Here is a 26,999-nt window from a genome sequence, read left to right on the forward strand (position 1 = left end):
AAAGCCTGTCCTCAGCATAGTACCGGGAAGGAGGGAGTGACCATCTCATTAAATATACCGGACTCCAGCAGCACAATTTTATTTTCCCCGTCTGAATTCAGTAAAAACTCATCTCCGGGAGCCAAATTAAAAGGTTTACCGAAGGGCCATAGCGAGGCGAAGAGTGCATCAAGCGCTGCATGCGGTTTAGCCTGTTGGGAAAAAAGATAGGAATGCAGGGTATTCCCATTATCATTTTCAGCAACGTCTAATTTCATTTTTCATTATTACCATAATCATAGATTACCCCAAGATATACTTAACGGAGGTTATCTTCAATTCATTATAAACATCCTCCCGGAAGTATATTTTTAGCCGCAAGCACGAAAACGCAATACTTCGCACAAAGCGCAAATTCTTAATATAAACTTCAACAACCACAAATAAATCGCAAAACAAAAAATTAACATAACAATAAAATAACTGCTGAAACTATCTCTCACGAAATAAAAATACACTAAAAAATAGTGATTCAGAAATTAAATATTCTGAATCACTATGAACAGCGATGCATTTTTCAGGCGCTATGGCGGGGTAAATGCGACATTAACTGAAATAGGCCGGTGCGGTATAATACTCAACCATTTTATCTGCAAGCCAACCGCCATCTTCACCATTAGAGTGAATGGTGGTTATGCTTACCGTCGAGCCGCCGCCCCACAGTACTGAGAAAACATGGTAGTCGGGTAGATTCAATGCCTGCATTTGCCCCCAGTCGTAACCCTTATCCTGGCGTAAAAAGTCACCGACGGTCTCCGCGCCGTAAGTTGCGCTATTCACCGCCGTATTGAGCAGATCTGACGCGATGGTATCGAGATCGCAGCCAATACGCACATCGCCCATAAAGAAGCTTCCGCCCGATGCGTAATGAGCGGCGGCAATTTTACTGTTGCCTTCATCCACGGTTGGCATATGGCCGCCCGGAATTTGCCACAGCATTGCCGGTTTACGCAGCGCTTTAGCCGCGTGTTTTACCATCCCCAGATAATTAAACCAGCAGGTCGCGTTCCAGGCATAGTGCGCTAATGCATCAGGGCTAAAGCAATCGCGCTCAAATTTATCAAAGGCGATAAAGTCTGGCGCATACTCACCGCTATAGACACCCAGCTCATTGATAAAGTTGGCGATAGCGGTCCCCTGCGCGGCCGGATCGGCGTTCGGCCTGAGTACCCAATCTGCCGTTCCTGTCGCCCATACGTTTGTCTGCCAGCCGAATGCCACATCCGGCGCGAACTGCCGCACAAGGTAGTTGATCGCCTGGACATAACCGTAGAGATCGTTAGAGAAAGTCGGCAACACCGGCGCGCTGAATCCCGGAAGCGCAGGCAAAGCGTTAATCGCGGCCGCCAGTTGGACATTAACCTGCATGCTATTCGCTTGACGCACCGCAGCGTAGCCATACGGCTCCTGCTGCATCGCGCCAAGAAAATCGGGGTTCAGCACAAAGGTGGCGGGAACCGGATGCTCGTCATCCTTCCAGGATTGCGCCGCGAGACACTGGGTGATGAAGTTGCCAAAATGGTTACGCAACCGCTGAGCGTCCTGGAGATCGGCGAGCGCGCTGCCGCCGCTGGCATTGGCGGTATACACCACCATGACCGGCATTACGCAACGGCCCGCCTCTTTTTCAATCTCACGTACCAGAGGAACGGTTTTGTGAATCGGGAGCGAATCATAATCAAGAAAGCCGTCGCCGTTTTTATCCACTTCCGCAGCCGGGACGGGGTCACCGCCGCCATCAAAACCATCGTATTTAAACAGGGCGCTGAAGGGGACGTCGCGGTATAGCGATACGGTGTCCGCCGCATTCACCGTCACGCCACCGTGGGCGAGATAGTTTGGCCAGCCGGAACGCCCTGAACAAACTCCAGGGTGATATGGTTGACGCTTTGCAACAGCCGCAGCGGCGCGTCCGGTTCACAGCGCCACGGCGTCCCGGAGAGATAAACCTCTGGCGCCTCAACGCTGTACTGGCCAGGAGCCATAGGCATCGCCAGCGTTTGCAGATGGGGAGTGCTCTCCAGCATCAGAGTATATTGATATTGCCCATAGCAGAACCGATAGCGCTGGGGCGAAACGCCCTCAGGCAAGCCCAGTATAGTGGCCTGAACCTCAACAAAACCATGGCTATCAACCTCCGTCTGCCGGAAACCGACGAGCACCTCTTTCGCCACCCCTTGTTCAGGGGTAAAAATAGTCGGCTGGGCGGGAGTCGTCACCATCTGGTTATTGATAACCGCAGGTTGCAAACCCATCTGATAGCGGTGCCCCGCGGTAAGCCGGGTCACCAGCTGCATTTGATTGACGGGCATTGTCAGGGTTCTTTCGCAGACGCCAGATTCCGTCCACAGCTCAACCACCATTTCCGCGCCGATGAACTCAGGGGCATCGACAGTCAGGCGTACCGAAGCCAACGGTACTGGCGATTGATACGCAACCCGGCAGGTCTGGGCGTCATGACCGGAAACAAGCTTAAGCGGATACGTCGATTCAACAGGCGCGATCCGCATATCATCATTGCACAGCTCCAGCACGGTGATAGCGTAATCGCCGGCGCTAAGATCGCCGATGACTAAAGCCTGTCCCCACTCGCCGGCAAAGCGTTGTGATGTTGCGTCTGGATAGCGCAGATCGATGGTCGGCTTGAGGGTTGTGCTTTCCGCCAACGGTGGAACTGAATTTCAATCGTCCCCTGACGGCCAGGATCGTGCGCCAGGGTTGCGGTTAAGCCGCTCATCGTGACCGGAGTTTGGGTCGCGGAAAGAAAGAACTGCAGCTCGGCGCTGGCCCCGGCCGTCAGCCAGAACTCGCCATCATGATGAAGGGTAATCGTATTTTTCTCGATGGGCCAACCGCCGTCGCTGCCCAGCGTCACGGGCTTATTGCCGAGCAAAGAACCGCTGAACGGGCTGTAAGGATCGGGATGCCCGCTGGCGGTAAACTCCAGCTTAAGTTGATTAAGATCGATAGAGTGGGAATAGAGATTGGTCAGCGTCAGGGTGACGCGCTGATACCAGCTGGTCGTACTCAGCTGGCTTGCCGCAATAACCATCCCTTCCTCTTCCTCAACCGCATCATCACCCTGCTCTTGAGGTTCCGGAGCAACCTCATCCGTTTCCTCATCAGCAGGGATATTGTCTTCAGGTTCGGGCTTCAGGCTATCAGTATCATCATCGGCGGGAACTTCAGGTTCTGGCTCAACCTCATCTGCAGCGTCATCCGTTGTCTCGTCTTGTGCCGAAGAGGCCAGAGTTAATGTGAAGGTCGAGAGTTTTACCGGAACCTGAGTGGCGGCAAAACTAAAGAATAACGTACCGCTTTCGCCCGGCTGCAGTAACAGCTGCCGGCTGTTATTAATAATGATTTCATTGACGTCAACGGTCCCCTGTGATTTACCGCTTAACGTAAGAGGCATGTCCCCTTTGAGGGTACCGCCAAAATTTCCCCACGGATCCTGATGGCCGGACCCGGTAAAGCTAATGACCGCATGATTCATATCCACGGCACGGTTATTTTCATTGGTGATGGTTAACGTGATTTTTTGATACCAGCTATTCACATCGATCTGGCTGTTTTTAATCGAGACCGTCATTGACAACACTCCTCGTTCCCTGGTGGAAAAAGCCCCGGTTTTCCGGGGCTTGTATTGTTGAACTCAATCCTTTTCCTTTAATGAAAAGGATTAGTAAGCACCAAGGTCAGTCCACGCCTGGCCCGCAGCGCAGTTCAGATCCGGCTGGTCGCCCTGAGACCACCATTTCACCTGGTAGTTATGGCCTTTCCAGCTTACCGTTTCGAATGATCCCCAGTTCCCACCGTACACGGTAGCAGCATCCCACAGCGGGTAAGGCGTAGTCGCGTCATCCCCGGAAGTCTCATCTTCTGCCGGCGTGGTATCTTCTTCCGGCTCTACTGGCACAACGCTATCTTCCTCTTCCGGCTCAGGCTGAATCTGAGACGCAGCCGGAACGGCGACCAGCACGAAACGCTGCTGGGTAGAAGGCTCACCCCAGACATCCCGGACAAACAGGGTGAACTGGAAGTTGGTTTTAACGGAAACGTCCGGAACGACGAACTCGATCACGGGAACGGTTTTGTCAGCCACGGTGATTTCAGACGGAACCCCCCAGCTGAAGGTGATATCGTCTTTATCTTCGTCAGAGGATCCTTCACCGGAAAGCTGTACGGTAGAGCCGCCGACGACGCGCAGTTCAACGGCGGCTTTCGGCGCGTGGTTCACGTCGGTAGTCGCATCTTCTTCATCTGGTTCATCCGCCGGGTCGACGTTGATGCCTTCGAAATAGAACGGCTCCATATCGATAACTTCAGACGCTATTTCATAGCCCAGACCCTCACGGGCGGCGTTAACCAGCACGCCGTTGTCCTGGTCGATTGTCCAGGTGAACAGCGCGCCCAAGCCGAGGCTGGCGGCATATTCGCCCTTGGCTTTCACCGTGCGCGGCGTATCCAGGGACATGAACAGTTTGCTGTCAGGGTTGTAGAGGTAGTCCGCGTCGGCAACCTTGTCGGTGTAGACGTTGAAGCCGTTACGGCCTTTCTGGTTTTCCAGATCCAGGTAGTTATAAATGATGTCGTACCATTCGGTGGTACCCGATTCGAAGGAGCCTACGGTGGTGCCGGTGCCCGGGTTATAGGTGCCTTTCAGCGGGGACAGGGATTCCAGCTCCGCGTTGCGCCCGTTACGGGTGTAGGCAGCGTAACCAATGTTGATGCGCTCTGCCGGGAAGCCTTCGGACAGCAGATGGCCGACAACGGTATCCCCCCCCCCAGCCGCCTTCTTCCAGCGCCTTCAGGTTGGTGTGGTGGGTCACGCTCTCCGCCCACGGGGTACCGAAGAAGTCATAGGTCATGACGTTGATACCGTACAGGCCCGCTTCCAGCAGCGCATTGACGTTAGAGTAGCCGAGCGTCTTGACCACCGCCGAGCTGGCAATGGAGATTTTGACGTTGCTCAGGCCTGCGGCGTCCAGCTGCTTACGCAGTTCGCCAATCAGCAGGGCGTAGTTCTCGCCGTCTTCCGGGCCGTACGGGTTGCCAGCGCCTTCGGCGTTCGGATATTCCCAGTCGATATCCACTTCGCTGAACATCGGGAACTGTTTGAACAGTTTTACCACGCCTTTGGCAAAGACCTTACGCGCGGCGTCAGACGCGGCGGTTTCATGGAAACCGTTACTCATGCTCCAGCCGCCGATGCTCATGGACAGCACCAGGTCGTGGCCCTGCTGCTTCGCTTTGGCCTGCAGATCGCGCAGGCCGCCGAGCAGGCCTTTAGTATTACTCTGGGTCACGGTCTTCGGATCGACATCCCAGCCGCTGACGGTATGGCCAACGTTAACGTAAGACTGGAAGTCGCCCCACGGGTCGAGAAAGGTGGGCTCGTACTTCACTTTTCCGCACTGATCGGCACCTTCGGCAACCACGTCGCGCCACAGGTTGTCTACTTTGTGGAAGCCGGTCACGCCGACGAAACCGACGATGATTTTGTCGTAGGCGGTAGGAGAAACGTTGGCCAGGTCGTAGCCGCGACCGCGGTTATCTTTTGAATCATCGCCCTGCAGACGACCATCATACTGTGACCAGTCGGTGTAGTAGCCGAAGACTTTGGGTTTGGTGGTGGAAGCTTTGTATTTGTTATAGACCGGTTTAGCGACGCGAGCGGAGGTATAGCTGTATGCGCTCACTTCTGTTGCCGGGTTAAAGCCGTCTGCGGCGTTGCTGGTTTCGGTCAGCGTATCGCCTTGAATCAATTTGCTGGTAGCCATTTTTAATTTCCTTTTAAGTTTGAAAAATTGTCGCAGTTCGTTCTGCCGGGCCAATAATCCAATCCTTACGAGGCGATGGCTAATCACAAAACATCACGTTTTCGAGACAGGCTTCACGCTAATTTATGAGGCCAAAATGATAGTAATAATCTCCGGCTCCTCAGCAGGTAAACGCATCTCATCAAAACGGGATTAAAACATCAGCAGCATAGTAAATATCATTAATCATCTAGTTAAATATCATTTAACTTACATGAGATTATGTGATTAAGCTCTCACCATCAAATGACATTACAATAATACGGATGACAAGTAATAGATTAAGACAATTCTCGTACAATATATTTAACGCAAGCAAACAGGATCATATCTAAAGGACGACAATATGAAAACTTATCTCATCAACGACAATTGCGTTTATAATGAAGGAAAGTATGAACTGAGAACCGCTTCCAACTCAAAGGTCATTAAAATGACGGCAATGAGGGCGAAGTGTCTTAGCTTCATCATCGAAAATGCTGATATGGATATTATTGAGCGCCAAAAAAATAACCACAGAGTTATGGGGAAGTCGTAGCCATTTTGTCAATGATGCAAATTTAACGCAAATACTCTACCTGATCAGACGAGATCTGAAGTCGCTTGGAATAAACGATCTCTTTATCACCATCCCAAGACAAGGCATTCAAGTTAATAAAGAGATCCCTATTAAAGCAATGGAAAGCAAGAAGAAAGAAAACAAACGACAGGTTTTCAGAAAGACGCTGGCAGCATTAACCACGGTCTTTTCTGTCACCCTCGGTACAGTGATGTATTTGCATATTCATTAATTCAAGGAGAGAAAAAATGAACCCAATCATTGATGGCATTTTGGCGATGGAAGGTGGTTACAGCCTGAACCCGAAAGATAAAGGTGGTGCAACCAACTGGGGAATCACTGAGGCGACAGCCCGGGCCCATGGTTATACCGGTGAGATGATCAACCTGACGCGAACTGAAGCATTTTCTATTCTCGAAGAAGATTATTGGATTAAACCTGGCTTCGAGCAGATATCAACACTCTCCTACCCCATTTCCTTTGAACTCTGCGATGCCGCAGTCAATATTGGCCCCCACTATCCCTGCGTGTGGCTACAGCGCTGGCTAAATGCACTAAATCGGGAAGAAAGAAGCTACCAGGATATCAAAACCGATGGCAAGATTGGCCCCCGAACGCTCGCGGCCCTCAAGTATTTTCTGACCTTACGGGGTAAGCAGGGGGAGGAGGTATTAGTCAAAGCGCTCAACTGTAGCCAGGGCGCCTACTACCTGGATATCACTGAAAAAAATAGACAAAATGAAGAGTTCATTTTTGGCTGGATGAAAGCCAGAGTCAAATAACACGATTATTTAATTATAGCTAATAAAAGACTCAGGGATGAGCCTTTTATCATGATCGATATACATTAAAGATGTAGTTAATGTATTTTTGCGTCGTCCAGCGCTTTTTTAATTTTCTCGCCAAGAATTTTTAAAATCGGCCCTGCAAATACTCCGCCAAGACCGGCGGCGAGTAGCACCATATTAAAACTAAGCTCTTTTTCAATCGCTACAGCGCTGAGCAAAAAAATGGTAAAACAGGAAACCACCACTTGGGTCAAACAGTGCATGATTCCCTTATGGGAATGATCGTCACCCTCTTGCCTATCACGGCGGATAAGATAGCTAACAAATCCCCCCCAGGCGCCGGTAGCAATAATTGTGAACAATATTTCGACTTCCAGCAAAACGACTTCCGTGGTTTCGAGATGGTTGGGAATAGACATAGTACACTCCTTGATTAACTCATATAAAAAGGCACCACCAGAGTGTAGGTAGGTTGACTATTTTAAAATAATCAAAGAGTATCAAACCAAACCATATTTGATATAGTGTTTGAAAAGATACTCCTCAGCGACGAAATGATGACAGCGTGTGTAACCGGGAGACAACTTCGTTAATGATGGATATATTTTTACTATTTTTGTCCCATGATGCATAAATCTGTATAGATTTGAACGTGAGTTCAGGTGGCGGCTGAACAAACTTAATATCATATTTGCGCTGATTTTTATAAAAAAGTGCCAGCTTTAACGGCATTAATGCGATTAATGAGGTGCGTTCAATCATACTTAACATCCCATTAAGTGAATCGGTGCGATAGCCGATAATGCGCGATCCTTTATAATAAAGATTATCTTTAAAAAGGCCTTTATCATTTATAATCATCGGAGAATACCTACCCAGTTGATACATCGCGTGACGAGAAGAATAGAAATGATGTAATGAGATATGAGGTAAGGTACTCAGGATATGGTTGCTGGCGAAAATGCAAACAAAGCTCCTGAAGCTGTCGATAAGCTGATTATCAATTCCCGGGATATTCAACGGCTCGCTGCTAATCAGAAGATCGCATTCCGCAGTGAGTAGTAAATCAGCCAGCACCTCGCGGGAAAGATTTCGTGATGAATAATGATTTAGTAACACGTGCTCAAAGATATCGTCTGCATAAAGCTGAGAGAGGTAGTAAGTCTCAACGATATCTCCGCCTAAAATAGTCATCCTGGCGTCAGCGTTATCTTTTTTGTCGGAAATAAATGTGCTCTCTACCAATTCCATCACCTGACGGAAATTTTGATAGATTTCAATCGCCTTCGCGGTAGGTAACAAACCATCTTTACCACGAACAAACAACTCTTCCTGATAATACCCTTGTAAACGGCGGAGCGCCAATGACACGGCAGAAGGGGTAATTCCAAGTTTTTTGGCTGCTTTAGCAGCATTTCCAGCCGAAATAACAGCGTCAAGAGTCTTGATTAAATTATAATCAAAATCCTTATTGGCACCTTTCGATCCCATCCGCTGCAGGCCTCTAAAAATGAAAAAAGCAATATAGATAATACTCAAAATAAATCAATTGTTAGCCCTGATAAATAATAGGTTAATTTAAATAGTGTGGAAGCCGGATAGAAAAAAGCCCGGGCACGAAGGCCCGGGCTTGGAGAAAGTCAGGAAATGAATAGCAATTAGCGCGTCAAATCATCGAAAAACTTCTTCACACCATCGAAGAAACTTTTAGAGCGCGGACTGTTCTTCTCACCCGTTGGTCCACCAAAGCTCTCCTGAAGATCTTTCAGCAGCTGCTTTTGTTTATCGTTAAGACCAACCGGAGTTTCAACCACCACGCGGCACAGCAGATCGCCCTGCGCACCGCCGCGCACGGACTTCACGCCTTTACCGCGCATCCTGAACAGCTTACCTGTCTGCGTCTCGCCCGGCACTTTAAGATTTACACGACCGTCCAGCGTCGGAACCTCAATCTCTCCGCCGAGAGCGGCCATGGTGAAGTTAATCGGGACTTCGCAGTACAGATTATTTCCTTCACGCTCGAAAATGGCGTGCTGCTTAACCTGGACCTGTACATACAGATCGCCAGCAGGTGCGCCATGCTCGCCCGCTTCACCTTCACCTGCCAGACGAATACGGTCGCCGGTATCGACGCCCGCCGGGATTTTAACCGACAGCGTTTTGGTTTTCTCAACGCGACCATGACCGTGGCATTTATTGCACGGATCTTTAATCAGCGTACCGCGCCCCTGGCAATGCGGACAGGTCTGCTGAACGGCGAAGAAACCCTGGCGCATCTGGACCTGGCCCGCACCGTGACAGGTTGGGCAAGTCTGCGGCTGGCTACCCGCTTTGGCTCCGCTGCCGTGGCAAACGTCGCACTCTTCCAGAGTCGGGATACGGATCTCTTTGGTTACGCCGCGAACGGCTTCTTCGAGCGTCAGATCCATGTTATAGCGCAGGTCCGAGCCGCGCGCTGCGCGCTGGCGACCGCGTCCGCCGCCAAAGATATCACCGAAAACATCGCCAAAGATATCGCTGAAATCCGCGCCGCCACCAAAACCACCGCCGCCGCCCATGCCGCCCTGCTCAAATGCGGCGTGACCGTACTGATCGTAGGCTGCACGCTTCTGGGCATCGGTCAGGATTTCATACGCTTCTTTGATTTCTTTGAATTTAGCTTCAGCCTCTTTATCACCCTGGTTACGGTCCGGGTGATACTTCATGGCCAGGCGCTTATACGCCTTTTTGATTTCACGCTCTTCCGCTGTTCTGGAAACGCCTAAAATCTCGTAATAGTCTTGCTTTGCCATTGGTGTTTTTCAGCCCCTTAACATGCGTGCACGGGCGGAGAGGAAACCTCTTCGCCCGTGCCAGTGTTTTACCCGTTCAAAGGGCGATTATTTTTTGTCTTTCACTTCTTCGAACTCAGCGTCAACAACATCGTCGTCCTTCGCGTTGCTCTCGGAAGCGTCAGCGCCGCCAGCCTGCTGCTGAGCGTGCTGCTGCTGAGCGATTTCCATTAGCTTCTGGGAAGCCTGGGCCAGCGCCTGCATTTTCGCTTCAATATCGGCTTTATCTTCACCTTTCAGCGAAGTTTCCAGCGCGGTCAGCGCAGACTCGATAGCGGTTTTATCGTCAGCCGGCAGTTTATCGCCTGCTTCTTCAACCTGCTTACGCGTGCTGTGCAGCAGGTGGTCACCCTGGTTACGGGTCTGTACCAGTTCTTCAAACTTACGGTCAGCTTCTGCGTTAGCTTCAGCATCGCGTACCATTTTCTGAATTTCTTCTTCGTTCAGACCAGAAGAGGCTTTGATAGTGATCTTCTGCTCTTTACCGCTGTTTTTGTCTTTCGCGGACACATGCAGGATACCGTCAGCATCGATGTCGAAAGTCACTTCGATCTGAGGCATACCGCGCGGTGCCGGGTTGATACCATCCAGGTTGAATTGACCCAGAGATTTGTTATCCGATGCGCGTTTACGCTCACCCTGAATAACATGGATGGTTACCGCAGACTGGTTGTCTTCAGCAGTTGAGAACACCTGGCTGTGCTTGGTCGGGATGGTGGTGTTCTTATTGATCAGCGCAGTCATCACGCCGCCCATGGTTTCGATACCCAGAGACAGCGGGGTAACGTCCAGCAGCAGAACGTCTTTCACTTCACCCGTCAGGACGCCGCCCTGAACAGCAGCGCCAATGGCAACGGCTTCGTCCGGGTTAACGTCTTTACGCGGCTCTTTACCGAAGAACTCAGCAACTTTCTTCTGAACCATTGGCATACGGGTCTGACCACCAACCAGGATAACGTCCTGGATATCGGATACGGACAGGCCAGCATCCTGCAGAGCAACTTTCAGCGGCTCGATGGAACGGTTAACCAGATCTTCTACCAGGCTTTCCAGTTTCGCACGGGTCACTTTGATGTTCATATGTTTCGGACCGGTGGCATCTGCGGTGATGTACGGCAGATTCACGTCGGTCTGCTGAGCGGAAGAGAGTTCAATCTTCGCTTTCTCAGCGGCTTCTTTCAGGCGCTGCATCGCCAGCGGGTCGTTACGCAGGTCAATGCCCTGATCTTTCTTAAACTCGTCAACGAGGTAGTTGATCAGACGGGTATCGAAGTCTTCACCGCCCAGGTGGGTATCACCGTTGGTCGCCAGAACTTCGAAGGTTTTTTCGCCATCAACTTCGTCGATTTCGATAATGGAGATATCGAAGGTACCACCACCGAGGTCGTACACCGCGATAGTGCGGTTGCCGACTTCTTTATCCAGACCGTAAGCCAGCGCAGCGGCAGTCGGTTCGTTGATGATACGTTTGACTTCCAGACCTGCAATACGGCCGGCGTCTTTGGTTGCCTGACGCTGAGCATCGTTAAAGTAAGCAGGTACGGTAATAACCGCTTCAGTTACCGGTTCACCCAGGTAATCTTCAGCCGTTTTCTTCATTTTCTTCAGCACTTCGGCAGAGATCTGCGGCGGTGCGGTTTTAGTGCCTTTCACATCAAGCCATGCGTCGCCATTGTCTGCGGCAACGATTTTGTACGGCATGATAGAAACGTCACGCTGGACTTCTTCGTCCTGGAAGCGGCGGCCAATCAGGCGTTTAATCGCAAACAGGGTATTTTGCGGGTTTGTCACTGCCTGACGTTTAGCCGGCTGACCAACCAGAGTTTCACCATCCTGGGTATAGGCAATGATAGAAGGCGTGGTGCGATCGCCTTCGGCGTTCTCCAGCACGCGTGCAGTAGTGCCATCCATAATCGCTACACAAGAGTTGGTAGTACCCAGGTCGATACCAATAATTTTACCCATCTAAACGTCTCCACTAAAAATTCAGTCAACATGTGGTTGTGAACCTGTAATAAGGGCGAAACGTGCGGTTTCAACTACCCAGACATCATTTTTTTTCAGGTTCATTCACTGCGGTTGACTACAAGATGGGGTCGCCCACCGCGGCATCAAGGGGGGATACAAAAAAATTTTTGCCCTGCCCGCGCCGACGGGTGGCAAGCAGGCCTCATAAGCGGTCCGGAAAGCGGGCCTAAAAACGCACAAAATATAATTAATGATAATAATTAAAGTTAAATATATTCACAAAACAATTGACATAATCCGCAATAATTACGTGCTAAAGACAATAAAGTTCCGGTGATAAAATACGCCCCCGCTATGACACATCCAATATTCAGGAAATCCTCATGAAATCACTGATTCATATATCAGCAGGGTTATTTTTAAGCGCCGCCTTAATATCGTCAGCATCCGCTAACGATCATAAAATTTTAGGGGTTGTCGCCATGCCGCGAAATGAGACTAACGATCTCACGCTGAAGCTACCGGTATGCCGGGTGATTAAGCGTATCCAGCTCACTGCCGATCGCGGCGACATCCAGCTCTCCGGCGCGACGGTGTACTTTAAAGCCAGCAATAGCGCCAGCCAGAGCCTCAACGTTCCGTCAACCATCAAACAGGGGGCAACCACCGACTGGATTAACATTAATAGCGACAACGATAACAAGCGCTGCGTAAAAAAAATCGCTTTTTCTGGCCACACGATTAACTCTTCCGACATGGCCTCGCTAAAAATCATTGGCGACGATTAATATTACTGTTCACCTTATCTGGTATTTATGAAAATTAATTATCTGGATGATGAAGACCTCTCTTTTCTTCATCGCTGTAGCGAAGAGCATCTGGAAACATTCACCCGAATTCTGACCCACAATGAGAATGGAAAGCCGCGTCTTTCAAGCACGCTATTACGTAATCAAACTTTCCAGGCGATGGCAGGGCATCCCGAACGCTATCGTCGCAACTGGCAGCTCATTGCCGGCGAGCTCCAGCACTTTGGCGGCGACAGCATCGCCAACACGCTGCGTCGTCACGGAAAGTTCTACCGGGAAATTTTGCTGGATGTTTGCAAGCGGCTAAAAATCAAAGCCGATAAGCACACCTCTACGCCGGAAATAGAACAGCATCTTCTGGAGCACTTCCTTGAACACAGCTGGAAGAAGATGGACGATCGGCAGAAAGCTGACTTCTTCACTGCCGTTGAGTGTCGGGTCAACGACCATAAAGCATTACTTCCCCATCTGCTGCAGACAAATAAGCTGGCGCAGGGCGTCAACCACCTTCTGGAAATCCGGCTGGCGAAGATCCTGCGCACGCACGCCGCGGTTAGCGTCATCGGCCACGGTCTGGTTCGCGGCGCGGGGCTTGGCGGCCCCCTCGGCGCCGCATTTAATGGCGTCAAAGCCGTGAGCGGCAGCGCTTATCGCGTGACCATCCCGGCCGTACTGCATATTGCCTGTTTGCGGCAAATGACCAGACTTCATCAGGTGAAAAATGAAATTGGTGAAAAATACCCCGCCAGATCATAGACAGTTTCGCAGCGCCTAATTATTATGCCGCGCCCCGTCGCTGAGAGACGGGGAATGCTTCCCTTTCTAATCATTATTTTGAGGAATTATGGGCAACACTAAGTTGGCTAATCCGGCACCGCTGGGCCTTATGGGCTTCGGCATGACCACTATTCTGCTTAACCTGGCAAATAGCGGCCTGTTCGCGTTTGATGTAGCTATCCTGGCGATGGGCATTTTTTACGGCGGCATTGCGCAGATTTTTGCCGGCCTGCTGGAGTTTAAAAAAGGCAACACCTTTGGTTTAACCGCATTCACGTCTTACGGCGCTTTTTGGCTGACGCTGGTTGCTATTCTTCTGATGCCGAAAATGGGCCTTGCAGAAGCACCCAACGCGCACTTCCTCGGTATGTACCTGGGACTATGGGGCGTTTTTACCCTGTTTATGTTCTTTGGCACCCTGAAAGCCGCGCGTATGCTGCAGTTTGTTTTCCTCAGTCTGACCGTGCTGTTCGCGCTGCTGGCGATTGGTCACCTGGCTGATAACGAAGGCATCGTTAAGATTGCGGGCTGGGTCGGTCTGGTCTGTGGCGCTAGCGCCATCTATCTGGCGATGGGTGAAGTGCTGAACGAGCAGTTTGGCCGCACCGTTCTGCCAATCGGCGAAAAGCATTAATTAACGTCGCCGCTCGCGAGCGGCGACGTGAGCCCTATCGATTTACGGCAGGCGCTGCAGTTCAGCTTTCGGCGCAGCGACCTGTTGTTCCAGCCCCTGGCGCAGCCAGATCCCCAGCCCCAATCCCATCAACGACAGTGCCAGCACGTACCACGCGGGCGCCATCGGCGAAACGCCCATCAGCATGGTCACCGCAATCGGCGTCAGACCGCCAAAGATGGCGTAAGAGACGTTATAAGAGAATGAGATACCGGTAAAACGCACTTCAGCCGGGAACGCGCGCACCATCACATACGGAACCGCCCCGACCACGCCGACGCACAGCCCCACCGCACCGTAAAGCAGGAACAGGCGCTGCGGGCTATCGCCGGAAAGATGATAGAACGCCCAGCTTGCCGCCGCGAGGAATACGCTGCCGACAATAAACGTGCGGCTGGCGCCAAAACGGTCAGCGGCCAGCCCTGCCAGCAGGCAGCCGATACACAGCATGATAGTGGCAATACTGTTCGCCTGCAGGGTGATTGCGGGGGCAAAACCGTAGTGCTTTTGCAGCCAGACCGGCGACATCAGGATCACCACCACCACGCCGGCGGATAAAAGCCAGGTCAGCAGCATTGAGACCACCACCGCTTTCTGATGCTTCAGCGCGACGGCTTTAACCGGCAGCTCCTGCGCTAATGCTTTACGCTGCTGCATTTCGAGGAAAATCGGCGTCTCCTGGAGCCAACGGCGCAGATACATGGCGACAAGACCAAACGCGCCGCCTAACAGGAACGGAATACGCCAGCCGCCATCGTGGATACCCTGAGGAGTCAGATGAGTATTAATCAGCGTCGCGACGACCGACCCCAGTAATATCCCCACCGTCAGGCCAGCGGTCAGCGTACCGCAGGCGATACCTATTCTTTTTTCCGGTACATGCTCCGCCACAAAGACCCAGGCGCCGGGGACTTCACCGCCAATCGCCGCCCCCTGAAGAATGCGCATAAGCAGCAGCAAAAGCGGCGCCACGATGCCTACCGACGCGTAGGTGGGCAGCAGGCCAATCGCCAGCGTAGGCAGCGCCATCAGTAAAATACTCAGGGTAAACATCTTCTTACGCCCGACCAGATCGCCAAAATGGGCCATAATGATGCCGCCAAGAGGACGAGCTAAATAGCCCGCCGCAAAAATGCCGAAGGTCTGCACCTGGCGCAGCCATTCCGGGATATCGGCCGGGAAAAATAGCTCGCCGACAACGGCGGCGAAGAAGACAAAGATAATGAAATCGTAAAACTCCAGCGCGCCGCCGAGGGCGGCCAGCGTCAGCGTTTTATAATCCTGTCGATTCAGAGGTCGGGTGTAGTGTGACATAACGGGCAATCATCCAGAGGTATGAAGATATTCTACGCATAGTGTAAAGTAAAAAACACTATATCGTAAATAAAACAACACACCACTGGTGATGCAGGTTATATCAGGAATACGGTAAATTCAGGATAATGTTTCACGCCTGGCGCTTTTAGGACGGAAAGCTGCTACTACTTCGCCGTTTGTTTCCACATAAGGCCCCTCAAGCAGCTGTACACAATACGGTACACTCGCGAAAACGCCGTGCACCAGCACGTTACCTTCCGCATCTTTCACGCCTTCCAGCGTTTCCTCAATCGCCTTTGGCTGCCCGGGCAGGTTAAGGATCAGCGCCTGCTTGCGGATAACGCCAACCTGACGAGAAAGAATGGCCGTCGGCACAAAGTGCAGGCTCACCTGGCGCATTTGCTCACCAAAGCCGGGCATCACCCGATCGGCAATCGCCAGCGTCGCATCCGGGGTGACATCACGGCGGGCCGGGCCCGTGCCGCCTGTAGTCAGGACCAGATGGCAGCCCATTTCATCGACCAGTTCACAGAGGGTTTGCTCGATAATAACCTGTTCATCCGGGATCAAGCGGGTTTGCAATTCGAAAGGCGTGGAGAGCGCACGGGCCAGCCACGCTTCAAGCGCTGGAATGCCTTTATCCTGATAGACGCCGCTGGAGGCGCGATCGGAAATGGAAACTAAGCCGATTCGTAAGGTGTTCATGATTATTCCGTTCAAACAGTATTAATAGACAGAATAATACACCGAGGGGAGCAAGGCAGACAGTTTAATGTGGCCGACGGACGCCGGCCACATGGGGGATTACAGCAGATCGCCGATCATTTTTTCCAGTTTTTCCTGGTCGATCGCAAACTTGCGGATGCCTTCCGCCAGTTTATCTACCGCCATCGGATCCTGGTTGTGCTGCCACAGGAATTCAGATTCGGTGATACGCGCCGGACGCGCTTTAACTTCGCCGCTGAAGGCCAGTTTGCGTTCGATGGCGCCTTCGCTTTCCGCCAGCTCTTTCAGCAGCGCAGGAGCGATAGTCAGACGGTCACAGCCGGCCAGTTCGAGGATCTCGCCGAGGTTACGGAAGCTTGCGCCCATAACCACCGTTTCGTAACCGTGCTGTTTGTAGTATTCGTAGATTTCGCTTACGGACACCACGCCCGGATCTTCTGCCGGCGCGTACTCTTTCTTATCGGTGTTGGCTTTGTACCAGTCGAGGATACGGCCAACGAACGGAGAAATCAGGAATACGCCCGCTTCCGCACAGGCACGCGCCTGAGCGAAGGAGAACAGCAGCGTCAGGTTACAGTTGATGCCTTCTTTTTCCAGCTGCTCAGCGGCGCGAATGCCCTGCCAGGTAGAAGCCAGTTTAATCAGAATGCGATCGTTGCCGATGCCAGCATCGTTGTACAGTTTGATGAGGCGCTTAGCTTTGGCGATAGAAGCCTCGGTGTCATAGGACAGGCGAGCATCAACTTCGGTGGAAATACGGCCAGGGATCAGCTTAAGAATTTCGAGACCAATGTTCACCGCCAGCTTATCGGAAGCATCGATAATCTGCTGCGCGCGGTCGCTGCTCTGGCCGCGAGCCCAGGCAACAGCGTCATCAATCAGCTTACGGTACTCAGGGATCTGAGCCGCGCCGAGAATCAAAGAAGGGTTAGTCGTGGCGTCCTGAGGCTGATACAGCTTCATTGCCGCGATATCTCCGGTATCAGCTACGACAGTGGTGTACTGACGCAGAGAAGTCAATTTATCCGTCATGATAGTGTTTCTCTTAAACAGCAGTTAAGGGGATGTAACCGGTCTGCCAAGATGATAACACGCTGCCGGGGCAGCGCAACCGCCTACAATGCATGAGCGCAGAGTGTGATAAACTGGGCCAATTAATTCCCTGAACACTAAAGGATTGTCACTGGATTGGTAGCGCTTACACTCACGCACCGATATGGGCAAGAGGATGCTTGATGCCTGATTTTCTGTCGTTTATCAATGAAATACTCTGGGGCTCGGTAATGATTTATCTGTTACTGGGCGCTGGCGTTTGGTTTACCTGGCGAACAAAATTTATACAGTTCCGTTATATCCGCCAGTTTAGCAGAAGTCTGAAAAAGAGCCTTCAGCCGCAGCCCGGCGGGTTAACCTCTTTTCAGGCGCTCTGTATGAGCCTGGCGGCGCGCGTGGGCAGCGGCAATATGGCAGGCGTGGCGCTGGCCATTGCCGCAGGTGGCCCCGGCGCCGTTTTCTGGATGTGGGTCTCGGCGCTGCTCGGCATGGCCAGCAGTTTCGCCGAATGTTCTCTCGCGCAGCTTTATAAAGAGCGCGACTCCCGCGGGCACTTTCGCGGTGGCCCGGCCTGGTATATGGCCCGGGGACTCGGCATGCGCTGGATGGGCGTGCTGTTTTCCATTCTTCTCCTGCTGGCCTACGGCGTCATCTTTAATACCGTACAAGCCAACTCCGTTGCCCATGCCATGGAGTATGCGTTTCGTTTACCCGATGTTATCACCGGCGGCGTCCTGGCGGCGCTGACCCTGCTGGTCATCGTTCGCGGGATTCGCGGCGTAGCGCGGCTGATGCAGTGGCTCGTGCCGCTTATGGCTTTATTGTGGGTGCTGACCAGCCTGATTATCGGCCTGTGGCATATCACCGCCCTGCCGACGATTTTTGAAATCATTTTCCGCTGCGCTTTCGGCTGGCAAGAGGCCGCTGCGGGCGCGGTGGGCTACACCATCAGCCAGGCGCTCACCAGCGGCTTTCAGCGCGGGATGTTTTCCAATGAAGCGGGTATGGGTTCGACGCCAAATTCCGCCGCCGCTGCCGCCTCCTGGCCCCCTCATCCCGCGGCGCAGGGGATCGTACAGATGATTGGCGTCTTTATTGATACCATCGTGATCTGTACCGCCAGCGCCGTGATCATCATGCTGGCGCCGCGAGACGGCAACGAAGAAGCGGCAAGCGGCATTCAGGCTATCCAGCATTCGATGAGCAACCTCGTCGGCGACTGGGGTTCCAGCTTTGTCGCTTTTATCGTGCTGCTGTTCGCCTTCAGTTCGATCGTCGCAAACTATATCTATGCCGAAAATAATCTCATTTTTCTCCGCATGGATAGCCTGCGTAACATCTGGCTGCTGCGTCTGCTCACGCTGTGTATGGTCGTCACCGGCGCGATGGTCAGCCTACCGGTGGTCTGGCAGATGGCGGATATCATCATGGCGCTGATGGCGATAACTAACCTGACGGCTATCCTGCTGCTGTCGCCGACGGTGCGGATCATTGCCAGCGATTATCTGCGACAGCGGAAGCTGGGCCAGCGGCCGGAATTTGACGTCACCCGCTACCCTGAAATTCATCAGCAGCTGGTACCGGGAACATGGGACAACCTGCCGCGCGAATAGCGCGGCAATCGCAGCTATCGATCCTCTCATGACGTTTTTTTGCTAAAGTCGTCAAAAATTTCCTGTAAGGACTGGATATGCTCATTCTGATTTCACCTGCAAAAACGCTCGATTATCAAAGCCCGCTGGCAACGACGCGTTATACCCAGCCAGAGCTACTGGAACACTCTCAGGAGCTTATCGGCATTGCCCGTCAGCTGTCGGCACCGCAGATTGGTAAACTGATGGGCATCAGCGACAAGCTGGCTGACCTGAACGCGACCCGCTTTCACGACTGGCAGCCAGACTTCACCCCGGACAACGCCCGTCAGGCGATCCTGGCGTTTAAGGGTGATGTCTATACCGGCCTGCGGGCAGAGACCTTTAGCGAAGCCGATTTCGATTTTGCCCAGCAGCATCTGCGGATGCTTTCCGGCCTGTACGGCGTTCTGCGCCCGCTGGATCTGATGCAACCCTATCGTCTGGAGATGGGGATTAAGCTTGAGAACGCAAAAGGCAAAGATCTGTATCAGTATTGGGGAGACGTTATTACCGATAAGCTGAATCAGGCGTTGAAAGCCCAGGGCGACGATATTGTGGTAAATCTGGCCTCTGATGAGTACTTCAGGTCGGTGAAACCCAAACGGCTTGAGGGCCAGCTGATAAAGCCGGTATTCCTTGATGAGAAAAACGGCAAGTTTAAAGTGATCAGCTTCTACGCTAAAAAAGCGCGCGGCTTGATGAGTCGTTACATCATTGAGAATCGCTTAACGAAGCCGGAGCAGCTGACCCGCTTTGATAGTGAAGGCTATTTCTTTGACGCCGACGCTTCGGGTAACGGAGAGCTGGTCTTTAAACGCCACGAGCAGTAAAAAAACCGCTTCCCTGCCGCAAATCACGCAGCAGGGAAGCGCTGATTCAGACTTAGCCCATCATCAGCTTACGCAGCGCGGCAAAATCGGCCGGCAGATTATGCGACAGCAGCGGCAGATCGGCGCGATCGGCCAGCTCTTTCGGCAGCGGCAGCGTCTCTTGCAGAATCTCTTCCACGCTCTCTTTAAACTTCGCCGGATGCGCCGTGCCGAGGAACAGGCCGTACTCACCCGCCTGCAGCTGGTCGCGCAGCGCGCGATAAGCAATCGCCGCATGCGGTTCTGAGGTATAGCCGATAGCCTTCAGCTCACGCATGGTCTCTTTGGTGGTTTCATCATCCACCGCCGCGTAGCCCAGCTCATTCAGGCGCCAGATTTTACGACGGAACAGCTCTTCCACGCGCGGCCAGTTGTTCGGCTGGCTGACGTCCATGGCGTTAGACAGCGTGGCCTGGGTTGCTTTCGGCGACCAGTTACCGTCCTGCAGGAAGCGCGGCACGGTGTCGTTGGCGTTAGTCGCCGCAATAAAGCGTTTGATTGGCAGACCCAGAGATTTGGCCAGCAGGCCGGCGGTCAGATCGCCAAAGTTACCGCTGGGTACCGAGATAACCAGCTGGTTACGGGCTTCCTGAGGCAGCTGAGCCACGGCTTCAAAGTAATAGCAAATCTGCGCCAGCAGGCGGCTGATATTGATTGAGTTAGCCGAGTTAAGACCCAGCGCAGCTTTCAGCTCTTCATCATCAAAGGCCTGTTTAACCAGCGCCTGGCAGGCGTCAAAGTCGCCGTCGATAGCCACAGTTTCAATGTTACCGCCGAGGGTGCAGAACAGCTTTTCCTGCAGCGGGCTGATTTTGCCGCGCGGATAGAGAATGACCACTTTGACGTTTGGCAGGCCATAAAACGCGTGCGCAACCGCCGCGCCGGTGTCGCCGGAGGTGGCCGTCAGAATAGTGACCGGTTTGTCGCCTGCGATATGGGTGAGCATCTGCGCCATAAAGCGGCCGCCGAAGTCTTTAAACGCCAGAGTCGGGCCGTGGAACAGTTCGAGGCAGCCGACGTCGTCCTGCACTTTGCTGACCGGCGCCGGGAAGGTAAAGGCATTGCCGATGCGCTCTTGCAGAACGCCCTGCGGGATCTCATCGCCGATAAATGCCGACAGGATTTTTGCGCTACGCGACACAAAGTCCTGCTGCAGCATCTCGTCGATTTCAGTCAGGCTGAATTCCGGCAGATCGTGCGGGAAGAACAGCCCCTGATGCTTGCCAAGCCCCTGCGTGACGGCCTGCGCAAAGCTGACCTGTTCGTTATGATCTTTTAAGTTATAGAGTTTCATTGGTTATCCCACTACTCGAGCGCCCGCCGTGTCCAGCCGGCAAATATGAACGAAGCCTTCCTGATTTTGCAGATAGTGCGTAGCCAGCCAGTCGGCGACGCGCTGCGCGGTTTCCGGTTTATCGCATAGTGCAAACAACGTAGGACCGGAACCGGAAATGCCGCACGCCTGCGCGCCAATTTCCATTGCTGCCTGACGCGCTTCGCTGAAGCCCGGCAGTAGTTTGGTACGATACGGTTCGGCAATCACATCTTTCATCAACTTCGCCGCCAACTGAGGCTGGCGGGAATAGCAGGCGTGAATAAAGCCCGCCAGATGACGACCGTGGGCAATACAGTCCTGACGGCGATACTGCGCCGGCAAAATTGCCCGCGCCTCCGCGGTGGAGACCTTAATACCCGGATAGGCCAGCACCCACAGCCACTCGTCGAAGGCCGGAATCTGCTGGCTGATGATGCCGTTTTCCTCAAGCATCAATTGTATCCCGCCCAGATAGCACGGCGCGACGTTATCGTAATGGATACTGCCGGAAATCCGCCCTTCCATCTCGCCCATCAGCGCCAGCATTCGGCTCTCATTGAGCGGCTTGCCGCAGAACTCGTTCATCGCGACCAGCGCGGCGACGACGGAACAGGCGCTGGAGCCCAGGCCGGAACCAATCGGCATGTTTTTTTCCAGGGTCATCGCCACCGGTACCTTCTTGCCAATCTCCTGGCAAAAACGCTCCCAGCATTGATAGACGATATTTTCCTGCGGCGCCGTCGGCAGTTTACTGGCGAAGCGACCCACGTTTTGCAGGCTAAAGCTCGTCGCCGCCTCAACCGAGACATTGTCCCCCAGCAGCGTGCCGTCAACCGGCGTTACCGCCGCGCCCAGCACGTCAAACCCGACGCTCATATTAGCACTGGAAGCCGGGGCATATACTTTGACCATCTTAAACTCCTAACTTCCATGACAGGGTACGCAGCAGGTCGGCGAAAACGCCAGCCGCCGTCACATCGTTACCCGCACCATAACCGCGCAGCACCAGCGGCAGCGGCTGGTAATAGTGGCTGTAGAACGCCAGCGCATTCTCGCCGTTTTTCACTTTAAACAGCGGATCGTTGCCATCAACCGCGGCGATTTTCACGCGGCAGGTGCCATCCTCTTCGATATTACCGACATAGCGCAAGACCTTACCTTCATCGCGCGCTTTTGAGACCCGCGAGGCAAACTCGTCATCCAGAGAAGGCAGGCGTGCCATAAAGCTGTCGACATCGCCGCTGGCGTCAAAACCCGCCGGTAGCGCCGGCTCTACGATAATGTCAGACAGCTCCAGTTCGCGCCCGGTTTCACGCGCGAGGATCAGTAGCTTACGCGCGACATCCACGCCGGAAAGATCGTCGCGCGGATCCGGTTCGGTATAGCCCATTTCACGCGCCAGCTTCGTCGCCGCGGAGAAGCTTACGCCTTCGTCCAGCTTACCGAAGATAAATGACAGCGAGCCGGACAGAATACCGGAGAAGCGCAGCAGCTCATCGCCGGCGTTCAGCAGATTTTGCAGGTTTTCGATTACCGGCAGCCCCGCGCCGACGTTGGTATCGTATAAAAACTTACGTCGTGAGCTGCTCGCGGCATGACGCAGCTGATGATAGTAATCCAGCGATGAGGTATTGGCCTTTTTGTTCGGCGTCACCACGTGGAAACCCTCGCGCAGGAAATCGGCGTACTGATCGGCCACCGCCTGGCTGGAGGTACAGTCGACAATCACCGGGTTCAGCAGATGGTACTCTTTCACCAGACGAATAAGTCGCCCCAGGTTGAACGCCTCTTTGGCTTCCGCCAGCTCATCGCGCCAGTGTTCAAGGTTCAGGCCGTGTACGTTGGTCAGCAAGGCGCGCGAGTTAGCCACCCCGCAAACGCGGAGGTCGATATGTTTACTCTTCAACCAGCTCTGCTGGCGCTTGATCTGTTCGATCAGCGCGCCGCCGACGCCGCCGATGCCAATGACAAACACTTCAATCACCTGATCGGTATTGAACAGCATCTGGTGGGTCACGCGAACGCCGGTGGTCGCATCATCGTTGCTCACGACAACGGAAATAGAGCGCTCGGAAGAACCCTGGGCAATCGCCACAATGTTGATATTGGCGCGCGCCAGCGCAGCGAAGAATTTAGCGGAAATCCCACGCAGGGTGCGCATACCATCGCCGACAACCGAAATAATCGCCAGGCGTTCCATGATCGACAGCGGCTCAAGCAGCCCCTCTTTCAGCTCCAGATAAAATTCATCTTCCATTACCCGCTTCGCCCGAGCGCAATCGCTCTGCGGCACGCAGAAGCTGATGCTGTATTCGGAAGAGGACTGGGTGATAAGAACAACGGAGATTCCCGCGCGGGACATAGTGGCGAACACGCGCGCCGCCATGCCAACCATCCCCTTCATTCCCGGCCCGGAGACGTTGAACATCGCCATATTGTTGAGATTAGAGATACCTTTCACCGGCAGATCGTCTTCATCGCTGCTGCCGCCGATAAGCGTACCCGGCGCCTGCGGATTGCCGGTATTTTTGATTAAACAGGGGATCTGGAACTGGGCGATGGGTGCGATAGTACGCGGGTGCAAAACTTTGGCGCCGAAGTAGGAGAGCTCCATCGCTTCCTGATAGGACATCGACTTCAGCAAACGCGCATCCGGCACCTGACGCGGGTCGCAGGTATAAACGCCGTCAACGTCGGTCCAGATTTCACAGCAGTCGGCGCGCAGGCAGGCGGCCAGCACGGCTGCGGAGTAGTCAGAGCCGTTACGGCCCAGCACCACCAGTTCGCCCTTTTCGTTACCGGCGGTAAAGCCCGCCATCAGCACCATATGGTCAGCCGGGATCTGGCTGGCGGCAATGCGGCGGGTCGACTCGGCGATATCCACGGTGGATTCGAGGTAATAGCCAACGGCAAGCAGTTTTTCAACCGGATTAATCACCGTGACGTTATGACCGCGCGCTTCCAGTAAGCCGGCCATAATAGCGATGGAGAGCTTTTCTCCCCGGCAGATCAGAGACGCATTGACGCTATCCGGGCACTGTCCAAGCAGGCTAATACCGTGCAGGACGTGTTTGATTTGCGCAAACTCCTGCTCGACAAACATTTTCAACTGAGCGTGCGGAAAGCCCGGCTGGGCATCGGCGAGGCCTTGCAGAAGTTCGGCGAAAATGCGTTCGGCATCAGCGATATTGGTCAGCGCATCCTGCCCGCCAATGGTTTTTTCGATCATCGCAACCAGATGGTTAGTGATCTTCGCCGGGGCAGACAGTACGGTCGCTACCTGCCCCTGCCTGGCATTACTCTCCAGAATATCGGCAACACGCAGAAAACGTTCTGCATTTGCCACTGATGTACCGCCGAACTTCAACACACGCATGGTTATGACCCCTTGATTTTTTATCGAAAAAAAAGCCCGCACTGTTCAGGTGCGGGCTTTTTTCTGTGTTTCCTGTACGCGTCAGCCCGCACCGTTACCTGTGGTAATAGTGGTGGTGATAATCGTGGTGATCATGCCGATGCGATTCATGGATGTTGTGTACTCTGTAATTTTTATCTGTCTGTGTCCTGTGCCTATATTGGTTAAAGTATCTGTCGACTTAAGTCAACGAATTTCTACTTTTAGCCCTTTTTTTCACACCTGGCCAATACGCCATAGCAACCTGACAATTCATCCGGATTTACGCATCCAGACGCCAATAATTAGCACATAAGACCATATGAAAATAATATGACAGCATTTTACCCTGGGAGGTTTTTTTCAATATCGTGCAGTAAACGATGCAGCATGGCGGTGTCTCGCTGCTGCAAAAGTCCTATCCGCTGCTCCAGCCAGTCGGACAGTTTTACATCGTCACCCGCGCCGAGGCGGTTAAGCAGATCGCGCGTTCGCAGGCGTAACGCCTGCAGCTGATTATCATCTGCGTCGGCGGAGGTTGACGGGGCCTGCTGCAGCAATGAGGTCAGCTGGTAGCAATAGACCATCACCGACTGCCCCAGGTTTAGCGAAGGATAGTCAGCCGCCATAGGCACACCGGTCAACACATCGGCAAGGGCCAGCTCTTCATTCGTCAGACCAGAATCTTCCCGGCCAAACACCAGCGCGGCATGATGCATCCACTGCGCTTTTTCTTCCAGCAGCGGCAGGAGCTGCTGCGGCGTCGCGTAGTAGTGGAAACGCGCCCGGCTGCGGGCGGTCGTGGCCACGGTAAAATCAACATCGTGCAGCGCCTGCTCCAGCGTGGCATAAGTGTTGATATTATCGAGGATATCGCCAGAACCGTGCGCGACCCAGCGCGCGGCGGGCTGCAAATGCGCCTCGCTATCGACGATACGCATGTCGCTAAACCCCATGGTTTTCATCGCTCTGGCTGCCGCCCCGACGTTTTCCGCCCGAGCCGGGGACACTAATACAATTGATAAACGCATTCGGTTTCTCTTTTACCTTTTAGGCGGTGGGAATAACGATTTTTTCCCTCATTTTACGCGCCGTGAATTTACAAATTTGCAACAAAAATCACTAAATTTGAGCTTTATCACCCATAAAAAAAACTAAACTATTCCCAAGGCACCATGACACAGAGTATGTTAACAGAACGGCTTTATCCGTATGTTTGGCAATGAAATTTACGTCCGAGTACGTTTTGAGGCTTTGGATTCACCGCGTTTATTATTTTCTCATTGCAACTAATTGAGCGAAGTATGAATTGTGAAGATGAATCCCGTTTAGATGCAATGATTTCACAAGACTGTTAACGTGCTACAATTGAACTTGATATATGTCAACGAAGCGTAGTTTTATTGGGTGTCATGACTCACTTAGCCTGTTATGTTGCTGTTAAAATGGTTAGGATGACAGCCGTTTTTGACACCGTCGGGTCCAGAGGGAAAGTACCCACGACCAAGCTAATGATGTTGTTGACGTTGATGGAAAGTGCATCAAGAACGCAATTACGTACTTTAGTCATGTTACGCCGGGCATGTTAATTTGCGACATGCACCAGGCAGGTCAGGGACTTTGGTACTTCCTGTTTCGATTTAGTTGGCAATTTAGGTAGCAAACATGCAGACCCCGCACATTCTTATCGTTGAAGACGAGTTGGTAACACGCAACACGTTAAAAAGTATTTTCGAAGCAGAAGGTTATGATGTATTCGAAGCGACCGATGGCGCGGAAATGCATCAGATCCTGTCTGAAAATGATATCAACCTGGTGATCATGGATATCAACCTGCCGGGTAAAAATGGTCTCCTGTTAGCACGCGAACTGCGTGAGCAGGCGGACGTCGCGCTGATGTTCCTCACCGGCCGCGATAACGAAGTGGATAAAATCCTTGGCCTCGAAATTGGCGCCGATGATTATATCACTAAACCGTTCAACCCACGTGAACTGACGATCCGCGCGCGCAACCTGCTCTCCCGTACCATGAACCTGGGTACCGTGAGCGAAGAGCGCCGTAGCGTGGAAAGCTATAAGTTCAACGGCTGGGAGCTGGATATCAATAGCCGCTCGCTGGTAAGCCCCAATGGTGAGCAGTACAAGCTGCCGCGCAGTGAATTCCGCGCCATGCTGCACTTCTGCGAAAATCCGGGCAAAATCCAGTCGCGTGCGGAACTGCTGAAGAAAATGACCGGCCGTGAGCTGAAGCCGCACGACCGTACCGTGGACGTGACCATCCGTCGCATTCGTAAGCATTTTGAATCCACTCCGGACACCCCGGAAATTATCGCCACCATCCATGGCGAGGGGTACCGCTTCTGTGGCGACCTGCAGGAATAACACCGTTTTTCTTGCTGTCATAACGTAAAAACGGCGCAATTCG

The 26,999-nt window shown here is 52.9% G+C and carries 20 protein-coding genes, 4 pseudogenes and 1 other annotated feature; of the genes and pseudogenes, 8 read left to right on the forward strand and 16 right to left on the reverse strand.

All coding sequences use genetic code 11. The features are described 5' to 3' along the window. Positions 1–53: 53 nt before the first annotated feature. The 3 pseudogenes from ABLV30_RS12325 to ABLV30_RS12335 all read right to left on the reverse strand — a co-directional run. A pseudogene (locus ABLV30_RS12325) lies at positions 54–279 on the reverse strand (cytoplasmic protein); the annotation flags it as partial. Between the two features lie 306 nt (positions 280–585). Then, a pseudogene (locus ABLV30_RS12330) lies at positions 586–3,631 on the reverse strand (chitinase). A gap of 90 nt (positions 3,632–3,721) precedes the next feature. Continuing rightward, positions 3,722–5,822, reverse strand: a pseudogene (locus ABLV30_RS12335) (glycosyl hydrolase family 18 protein). A gap of 385 nt (positions 5,823–6,207) precedes the next feature. On the opposite strand from ABLV30_RS12335, the pseudogene ABLV30_RS12340 reads away from it, so the two are divergent. Both ABLV30_RS12340 and ABLV30_RS12345 read left to right on the forward strand, forming a co-directional pair. Beyond that, a pseudogene (locus ABLV30_RS12340) lies at positions 6,208–6,652 on the forward strand (transcriptional regulator). Between the two features lie 16 nt (positions 6,653–6,668). Continuing rightward, positions 6,669–7,202, forward strand: coding sequence for a glycoside hydrolase family 108 protein (locus ABLV30_RS12345; RefSeq protein ID WP_025106853.1), 534 nt, complete (start codon positions 6,669–6,671; stop codon positions 7,200–7,202). Positions 7,203–7,279: 77 nt separating this feature from the next. On the opposite strand, the gene ABLV30_RS12350 is transcribed toward ABLV30_RS12345, so the two are convergent. The 4 genes from ABLV30_RS12350 to dnaK all read right to left on the reverse strand — a co-directional run bounded on the left by ABLV30_RS12350 (position 7,280) and on the right by dnaK (position 12,004). After that, positions 7,280–7,627: a phage holin family protein gene (locus tag ABLV30_RS12350; protein WP_348865604.1), complete on the reverse strand. Its 348-nt coding sequence runs from the start codon at positions 7,625–7,627 to the stop codon at positions 7,280–7,282. Between the two features lie 124 nt (positions 7,628–7,751). Beyond that, entirely contained in the window at positions 7,752–8,699 is a 948-nt protein-coding gene (locus ABLV30_RS12355; RefSeq protein WP_025106854.1) for a LysR family transcriptional regulator, read from the reverse strand. A gap of 167 nt (positions 8,700–8,866) precedes the next feature. Further along, positions 8,867–10,000 carry a molecular chaperone DnaJ gene (gene dnaJ, locus ABLV30_RS12360; protein ID WP_064406215.1) on the reverse strand — a complete coding sequence of 378 codons (1,134 nt, stop codon included), beginning with the start codon at positions 9,998–10,000 and terminating at the stop codon, positions 8,867–8,869. 87 nt (positions 10,001–10,087) lie between these two features. Continuing rightward, on the reverse strand, positions 10,088–12,004 hold the full coding sequence (dnaK, locus tag ABLV30_RS12365) for a molecular chaperone DnaK (RefSeq protein WP_004128758.1): 1,917 nt from the start codon (positions 12,002–12,004) through the stop codon (positions 10,088–10,090). 386 nt (positions 12,005–12,390) lie between these two features. Here dnaK and ABLV30_RS12370 point away from each other — a divergent pair, with 386 nt between their 5' ends. From ABLV30_RS12370 to satP, 3 genes are all read left to right on the forward strand, one after another. Beyond that, the gene (locus ABLV30_RS12370; RefSeq protein WP_265801772.1) at positions 12,391–12,795 is read left to right on the forward strand and encodes a DUF2541 family protein; all 405 of its coding nucleotides are present in this window, start codon (positions 12,391–12,393) and stop codon (positions 12,793–12,795) included. 27 nt (positions 12,796–12,822) lie between these two features. Further along, positions 12,823–13,572, forward strand: a complete 750-nt coding sequence (msyB, locus tag ABLV30_RS12375; protein WP_025106856.1) for an acidic protein MsyB — start codon at positions 12,823–12,825, stop codon at positions 13,570–13,572. An 88-nt stretch (positions 13,573–13,660) separates the two neighbouring features. Beyond that, a complete protein-coding gene (gene satP, locus ABLV30_RS12380) occupies positions 13,661–14,227 on the forward strand; it encodes an acetate uptake transporter (RefSeq protein WP_014227851.1) in 567 nt (188 codons plus the stop codon). A 42-nt stretch (positions 14,228–14,269) separates the two neighbouring features. Here satP and ABLV30_RS12385 read toward each other — a convergent pair whose 3' ends face one another. The 3 genes from ABLV30_RS12385 to tal all read right to left on the reverse strand — a co-directional run bounded on the left by ABLV30_RS12385 (position 14,270) and on the right by tal (position 17,341). Next, positions 14,270–15,580: an MFS transporter gene (locus tag ABLV30_RS12385; protein ID WP_014227850.1), complete on the reverse strand. Its 1,311-nt coding sequence runs from the start codon at positions 15,578–15,580 to the stop codon at positions 14,270–14,272. Between the two features lie 120 nt (positions 15,581–15,700). Next, a complete protein-coding gene (gene mog, locus ABLV30_RS12390) occupies positions 15,701–16,288 on the reverse strand; it encodes a molybdopterin adenylyltransferase (protein WP_004098459.1) in 588 nt (195 codons plus the stop codon). A 99-nt stretch (positions 16,289–16,387) separates the two neighbouring features. Beyond that, entirely contained in the window at positions 16,388–17,341 is a 954-nt protein-coding gene (gene tal / locus ABLV30_RS12395) for a transaldolase (protein ID WP_004098458.1), read from the reverse strand. Positions 17,342–17,544: 203 nt separating this feature from the next. Between tal and ABLV30_RS12400 the strand changes: the two genes are divergently transcribed. Together ABLV30_RS12400 and yaaA are read left to right on the forward strand one after the other, a co-directional pair. Then, positions 17,545–18,975: a sodium:alanine symporter family protein gene (locus tag ABLV30_RS12400; protein ID WP_048262678.1), complete on the forward strand. Its 1,431-nt coding sequence runs from the start codon at positions 17,545–17,547 to the stop codon at positions 18,973–18,975. A gap of 77 nt (positions 18,976–19,052) precedes the next feature. Then, entirely contained in the window at positions 19,053–19,826 is a 774-nt protein-coding gene (gene yaaA / locus ABLV30_RS12405) for a peroxide stress protein YaaA (protein WP_004098454.1), read from the forward strand. Between the two features lie 52 nt (positions 19,827–19,878). Here the strand turns inward: yaaA and thrC are convergent, their stop codons facing one another. The 6 genes from thrC to yjjY form a co-directional block, all read right to left on the reverse strand. After that, positions 19,879–21,159, reverse strand: a complete 1,281-nt coding sequence (gene thrC / locus ABLV30_RS12410; protein WP_004098452.1) for a threonine synthase — start codon at positions 21,157–21,159, stop codon at positions 19,879–19,881. A 3-nt stretch (positions 21,160–21,162) separates the two neighbouring features. Further along, entirely contained in the window at positions 21,163–22,092 is a 930-nt protein-coding gene (gene thrB, locus ABLV30_RS12415) for a homoserine kinase (RefSeq protein WP_004128739.1), read from the reverse strand. A gap of 1 nt (position 22,093) precedes the next feature. After that, entirely contained in the window at positions 22,094–24,556 is a 2,463-nt protein-coding gene (gene thrA, locus ABLV30_RS12420; RefSeq protein WP_154920109.1) for a bifunctional aspartate kinase/homoserine dehydrogenase I, read from the reverse strand. Positions 24,557–24,581: 25 nt separating this feature from the next. Then, positions 24,582–24,699: a sequence feature (Thr leader region), on the reverse strand. After that, complete coding sequence (gene thrL / locus ABLV30_RS12425) at positions 24,638–24,706, reverse strand: thr operon leader peptide (RefSeq protein WP_004222578.1); 69 nt, start codon at positions 24,704–24,706, stop codon at positions 24,638–24,640. Its footprint overlaps the feature before it by 62 nt. 212 nt (positions 24,707–24,918) lie before the next feature. After that, positions 24,919–25,605, reverse strand: a complete 687-nt coding sequence (locus ABLV30_RS12430) for a tRNA/rRNA methyltransferase (protein ID WP_032747866.1) — start codon at positions 25,603–25,605, stop codon at positions 24,919–24,921. 398 nt (positions 25,606–26,003) lie between these two features. After that, the gene (gene yjjY / locus ABLV30_RS12435) at positions 26,004–26,144 is read right to left on the reverse strand and encodes a protein YjjY (RefSeq protein WP_001541509.1); all 141 of its coding nucleotides are present in this window, start codon (positions 26,142–26,144) and stop codon (positions 26,004–26,006) included. A 95-nt stretch (positions 26,145–26,239) separates the two neighbouring features. Here yjjY and arcA point away from each other — a divergent pair, with 95 nt between their 5' ends. Then, a complete protein-coding gene (gene arcA / locus ABLV30_RS12440; RefSeq protein WP_002887843.1) occupies positions 26,240–26,956 on the forward strand; it encodes a two-component system response regulator ArcA in 717 nt (238 codons plus the stop codon). The last annotated feature ends 43 nt before the right edge of the window (positions 26,957–26,999 follow it).

This window comes from Klebsiella sp. CN_Kp113 (genome assembly GCF_040064585.1).
Taxonomy (GTDB): domain Bacteria; phylum Pseudomonadota; class Gammaproteobacteria; order Enterobacterales; family Enterobacteriaceae; genus Klebsiella; species Klebsiella michiganensis.